The organism is Streptococcus infantis (assembly GCF_047460825.1).
GTDB classification, from domain to species: Bacteria; Bacillota; Bacilli; order Lactobacillales; family Streptococcaceae; genus Streptococcus; species Streptococcus infantis_V.
This window is the reverse complement of sequence record NZ_JASHFO010000052.1, coordinates 1-5968: the sequence shown is the minus strand read 5'-3', so window position 1 is coordinate 5968 and position 5968 is coordinate 1. Positions and strand designations below refer to the sequence as shown.

The window sequence follows — 5968 nt, the reverse complement described above, 5'->3', positions numbered from 1 at the left end:
GCTTTCCAAACATTGGAAGCTGTCATTGATAAGCTTCAAGAAGTTATTCTAGGACTGGAAAAAAATGTTTTAAAGTCAACTGTCAGCAGACAATGGACGAGGTTGCTTTTTGAAAATAATTGAGTATTAATTGATCGTTATGGAACAGAGAGCGTTAAAAAAGGGAAGAATCGTTACTATTCCTCTGAATAAAAACAAAAAATAATCAACAAAAGCCTATATAATGACAAATGTATTAAAAAAAGACTTAGCTCATTGAAATGCAGAACCAAATCTTATAGATAGATTATTTGTATAATTTTTTAGAAATTATATCTCTAAACGATATCATTTAACAATTAAATTGTTAAATCTAGCTTAAATCTCTGGTTTAATTTATTTATTGTATCACTGTCATTATATTCATTAAATATTCTCATAGCTTTAGAACATTCTTTTTTACCTAACTCTATTTGATTAGTTTTTATAAGATAAATACCTCTTAGAAAGAGCAAATAATTCTTTTCAAAACAATATCCTTGCCTAGTAAGTAAATTTTCTAAATCATCTATAAAAAATTGAGCACTACCTAACAAATTATTTTCTAATAACATTTCTAGGTTAAATAAATATAGAGGAATTACTTTATATGTTCTGGTATCAGTTTTTAAAAAATGTCGTGTTTTCTTGATTACTATTCTATATAGTAAGCTTATGGTCTTTGTATTCATAAAAAACACCGAATTATAGAAAATCTTTAGTTCATACTCCATCCAAGTATCTACAGAAAGCAGATATTTTATTAATTCATTGCATTTAGATGAATTATAAGGAAGGTTTGCAAGACGGTTGATCTGTTGCTCAGCAATCAATTTTATGTGATAATTGCATATACTTTTTTCATGCTTTTCTTTTAACTCTATTTTCTCCACTAATTCTTGAAGTAAAAATATATCTGAAGACTCTACAGCATTTTCTAATTCATCAAAAAGACATTCTTTTTTGGAATAATAACAATGAACCAATTCTTCAAATTCTGAAAATGATATTCCAAGACGATTTAACAGAATATAAAAATGGAGAGGATATCATTTGTCCTCTCCAGATGTTAGCTTTTATTCACCCCACTACAGTTGACCAAGAGCCATCTTAGTTACTTGCACCTGAAGTAGCATCCGCATCTCCATGGCCGCCATCAGCTGAGTCAGAAGCGCCAGAAGTAGCATCTGCGTCGCCATGACCTCCAGCAGCAGGAGCAAAAGGTCCGCTACCACCTACCAAGCGTTGACCTGTTTCTTTCAAGTACCAGTCAAGCCATGGTTGGAAGTTAAAGACAATTTCATTGATACCAGCATATGATCCGTCAGGATAGTACATAGCTTGGTAGTTGTGAGTGTTGATAACACCGGCAGGAGAACCAGGAACAATTGTACGTACGTATTCTTGGTTACCGTTTCTAAGAGTTCCAATAACCCACTCAACGTTTTTCATACGTGCTGGTGGAAGAGAACCGTGAACTGTTGACATACGGCTACCAGATTGAGATGGTACACGTTTTGCAAACATTGTATCAGGATCTTGGTGAGCGTTGTTGTAGTAGAGGAATTGGTTGTTATCGTCAGCGTATGTCAATTCAAAAGGCATAGCTTTCAAGAACATATCGATTTGGTTAACAGTCAAGATACCATGGTCAAGTTTAACATATGTATCACCTGAAACAGCACCTGTGATTTCTGCAACTTTTTCTACCCAGTTTGGATCGTCAGGATCAACTTCTGTAATAGTTGTAGCGATTGGTTTTCCACAATCCAAGTCTTCTGGTTCAATTGGTTTTGGTTTTTTCAATTTAGAAACGACTCCTACGTATTTGACAAAGTTATCTAAACAAGTTTCAAGGAATTTAACAGTTCCTTCGTTGATAATATTTCCGTTAGCATCAAAAGCTTCTTTAGCTTTTCCAAGAAGGAATTCATTCCCTGGAAGAGTATAGGCATTTACACCTGGAGCGTCAAGAATCTTACGAAGGTGAACTTGCGCACGAGAAGTTCCTTGGTCGTAGTAAGAAGCACCCACGATCATCACTGGTTTGTTTTCGAATGGATGTACTTCATATGAAAGCCATTCAAGAACTGACTTGAGTGAAGCAGAAATTGTATGGTTGTGCTCAGGAGTAGCAATAATCACACCATCAGCACGAGTAATTTTATTGTAAAGAAGGCGCAATTGGAAGCTTTCGTCCCATTTTTCGTCTTGGTTAAACATTGGAACTTCATCGATTTCAAGAACTTCTAATTCAAATTTCAGTTTGAAGTTACGACGGATGAATTCCAAGAGTTTGCGGTTATATGATTGGTCGTAGTTTGATCCAACAAGTCCAACAAATTTCATTCTTTCGATCTCCTATCTTACAAATTTTCCCAGTCAAATTCTTCTGCATCTTTACGAAGAAGTTCTTGAGCATTACGCAATTTTTCAGTAATCTTGACAAAGATACGGAAGTCATCAAAGATGGCATCCAATTTCTTGATTACATCAAGATCTACCAAGTCACCATTCTTATCGAATGCTTGAAGAGAATGAGAGAGCAAGAACTCATCTGGGAGAACATTTGCTTTAATTTCTGGTGCATTCAAGATTTGACGGAGTTGCAATTGAGCACGTGATGAACCGAGTGTACCGTATGAAGCACCTGTGATCATCACTGGTTTGTTAAGAAGTGGAAATACTCCATAAGAAATCCAAGCAAGAGCGCTCATAAGAACAGCAGGAATTGAGTGATCATATTCAGGAGTACCGATAATCACACCATCAGCTGCTTCAATTTTTGCAACAATTTCTAAGGCTTCTGCAGGAATAAGTTTATCTGCAGGTTTGTTGAAGACTGGTAGATCTTTAATTTCTACCAATTCGATTTCTGCTTTATCAGCAAAGTGTTTTTGCATATATTGAAGCAGTTGGCGGTTTGTGGAACGTTTAGAGTTAGTTCCTACAATAGCAATAAGTTTTAGCATGAGCTTTCCTTTCTCTTTTTGCATTATTTATTATTTATCTTTGGATACCGGATGAACAAGCGATATGTCCATCTTTATCAATAAGGATGGCTTCGATTCCATCGATATTTTCGATTTGCCACATGATAGAAGCGCTACGTTCACCAAACAATCGTGTGGTCCATATCTCACCATCGACTGAGCGGTCAGATATAATCGTTAAACTAGCCAAATCCGTTTCAATAGGATAGCCAGTTTCGCTGTCGAAAATGTGATGATAATCCTTTCCATCGATTTCAAGATGCCGTTCATAAATTCCAGATGTAACAACTGACTTTCCAGTGATAGATAAGGTCATCAGGTGATTCCCACGTGGATGATTAGGGTCTTGAATACCAATTTGCCAAGGTTGTCCATTTCTGGCTTGGTTATTACCAATGGTAAGGATATTTCCCCCAAGATTGATAAGAGCAGAAGTGACACCATTTTCTTTTAAGAAAGTAGCAACTTTATCTGCGCTATAGCCCTTTGCTAAACAACCTAAATCAATTTTCATTCCTTTCTTTTCTAAGAAGACAGTAGAAGAAATTGAATCAAGTTTGATAAAACTGGAATCTATCAATGGTAAAACCGAAGAAATTTCTTCAGGACTAGCAACTTTTGCATCGGAAAAACCAATACGCCAGGTTTGTACTAAGGGACCAATGCTGATATTGAGATGACTTCCAGGAGCTAGACTGTGTTCTAATCCTAAAGAAATCAGTTCAAACAAATCAGGGTGGACCTTTACTGGGGCAATTCCTGCCTGATAGTTAATTTCCATCAATTCCGATTTGGTGCTATTCGCATTAAATCGAAATTCAAGTTCCTTGAGCAAATCAAAAGCTTGACGGAGAAGATTATCCGCTTGTTCATGTACCAAGGAAATAGTAATCGTAGTTCCCATTAACCGTTCAGATAATGAACTGAGAGGCAAAGAATCAACTCCCTTCAAATCAATTGGAAATAGTTGTAAATCCAGATATGAAAGCAATCTGAAGATTTAAATTTCATTTCCATATAAATAGAATATCATAAAGTCAGCGTTTTCACAAATTATTTTTTACAAAAAGTCAAGAAATATGCTTGGATAAATAAAAAATGTGCAAAAAACTTTGAAAAAGTTGAAAATAAATTAATATATATTTCAAAAAAATTTCAAAAAAACAGCAAACTAGTCAAAAAACTTGTAAACGCTCACAGATAATGATATACTAGAAAGGTAAATAAAAAATTAAAGGTAGGAATTATCTTATGAGTAAAATCGTAGTCGTGGGTGCTAACCACGCTGGAACTGCTTGTATCAACACTATGTTGGACAATTTTGGAAGTGAAAATGAAATCGTTGTCTTTGACCAAAACTCAAACATTTCATTCCTAGGATGTGGAATGGCTCTTTGGATTGGTGAACAAATCGATGGTCCAGAAGGTCTCTTCTACTCAGATAAAGAAAAATTGGAAGCAAAAGGTGCTAAAGTTTATATGAACTCACCAGTTCTTTCAATTGACTATGATAACAAAGTTGTAACTGCTGAAGTTGATGGAAAAGAACACAAAGAATCATACGAAAAATTGATCTTCGCTACAGGATCTACACCAATCTTGCCACCAATCGAAGGTGTTGAAATTGTTAAAGGTAACCGCGAATTCAAAGCAACTCTTGAAAATGTACAATTCGTTAAATTGTACCAAAACGCAGAAGAAGTTATCAATAAACTTGCTGACAAGAGCAAACATCTTGAGCGTATCGCTGTTGTCGGTGGTGGATACATCGGTGTTGAACTTGCTGAAGCTTTCGAACGTCTTGGAAAAGAAGTTGTCCTTGTTGATATCGTAGATACAGTCTTGAACGGTTACTACGATAAAGACTTCACGCAATTGATGGATAAGAACTTGGAAGACCACAATATCCGCTTGGCACTTGGACAAACTGTTAAAGCTATCGAAGGTGACGGTAAAGTTGAACGCTTGATCACTGACAAAGAAACATTTGATGTGGATATGGTTGTTCTTGCAGTTGGATTCCGTCCAAACACAGCTCTTGCTGACGGTAAGATTGAACTCTTCCGTAACGGTGCCTTCCTTGTTGACAAGAAACAAGAAACATCAATTCCAGGTGTTTATGCAGTAGGTGACTGTGCGACTGTTTATGACAACGCTCGTAAAGACACTAGCTACATCGCGCTTGCTTCAAACGCTGTTCGTACCGGTATCGTAGGTGCGTACAACGCTTGTGGACATGAACTTGAAGGAATCGGTGTTCAAGGATCAAATGGTATTTCTATCTATGGTCTTCACATGGTTTCAACTGGTTTGACACTTGAAAAAGCAAAAGCTGCAGGCTACAATGCAACTGAAACTGGATTTAACGACCTTCAAAAACCAGAATTTATGAAACATGATAACCATGAAGTTGCTATCAAGATTGTTTTTGATCGCGACAGCCGTGAAATCCTTGGTGCTCAAATGGTATCTCGCGATTCAGCAATCAGTATGGCTATCCACATGTTCTCACTTGCTATCCAAGAACATGTTACAATTGATAAATTGGCATTGACTGATCTATTCTTCTTGCCACACTTCAACAAACCATACAACTACATCACAATGGCAGCACTTACAGCTGAAAAATAATGATTTGTAAAACGGAAGATTTGTTTCTTCCGTTTTTATCATCAAAAAAATGAGAGTGGGACAGAAATCGGTAATTCGTTAGAATTCGATTTCGTCGTCCCACCTCCGCACAGTTGAGTAGGGCTGTAAAAGCCGATGAAATCAGCGAAGTAGAGCCCACTCAACCACTGCGTCTTGCTCGACAATCCAAAGACAATTGAGAGGCTAGGACTTTTTATACGAAAACTCAAAAGAGCGCAAAAAGACTCCCCTTGTGATATAATGAAGGTGAAAAAATTGTATTAGGCTACTGGCTCGTCTCTAGTAGCCTTTTTTGTAGCACAAAC

At 36.6% G+C, this 5968-nt stretch carries 5 protein-coding genes; 1 reads left to right on the top strand and 4 read right to left on the bottom strand.

Annotated elements, in window-relative coordinates:
* Nucleotides 1-338 precede the first annotated feature (338 nt).
* The 4 genes from QM911_RS09680 to QM911_RS09665 all read right to left on the bottom strand — a co-directional run bounded on the left by QM911_RS09680 (nt 339) and on the right by QM911_RS09665 (nt 3945).
* A complete protein-coding gene (locus tag QM911_RS09680) occupies nt 339-1004 on the bottom strand; it encodes an Rgg/GadR/MutR family transcriptional regulator (RefSeq protein ID WP_414313861.1) in 666 nt (221 codons plus the stop codon).
* 124 nt (nt 1005-1128) lie between these two features.
* Nucleotides 1129-2367, bottom strand: a complete 1239-nt coding sequence (locus tag QM911_RS09675) for an NAD(P)H-dependent oxidoreductase (protein WP_000673684.1) — start codon at nt 2365-2367, stop codon at nt 1129-1131.
* Between the two features lie 17 nt (nt 2368-2384).
* On the bottom strand, nt 2385-2990 hold the full coding sequence (locus QM911_RS09670) for an NADPH-dependent FMN reductase (protein WP_000915942.1): 606 nt from the start codon (nt 2988-2990) through the stop codon (nt 2385-2387).
* Between the two features lie 34 nt (nt 2991-3024).
* Complete coding sequence (locus QM911_RS09665; protein ID WP_414313862.1) at nt 3025-3945, bottom strand: FAD:protein FMN transferase; 921 nt, start codon at nt 3943-3945, stop codon at nt 3025-3027.
* 317 nt (nt 3946-4262) lie between these two features.
* On the opposite strand from QM911_RS09665, the gene nox reads away from it, so the two are divergent.
* Nucleotides 4263-5642 (top strand): H2O-forming NADH oxidase, encoded by a 1380-nt coding sequence (gene nox, locus QM911_RS09660; protein WP_414313860.1) that lies wholly within the window; start codon nt 4263-4265, stop codon nt 5640-5642.
* Nucleotides 5643-5968 lie beyond the last annotated feature (326 nt).

Bases quoted from the DNA above. Each gene is read 5' to 3' on its own strand.
- QM911_RS09670 (WP_000915942.1), bottom strand. From the start codon at position 2,990: ATGCTAAAACTTATTGCTATTGTAGGAACTAACTCTAAACGTTCCACA.
- QM911_RS09675 (WP_000673684.1), bottom strand. From the start codon at position 2,367: ATGAAATTTGTTGGACTTGTTGGATCAAACTACGACCAATCATATAAC.
- nox (WP_414313860.1), top strand. From the start codon at position 4,263: ATGAGTAAAATCGTAGTCGTGGGTGCTAACCACGCTGGAACTGCTTGT.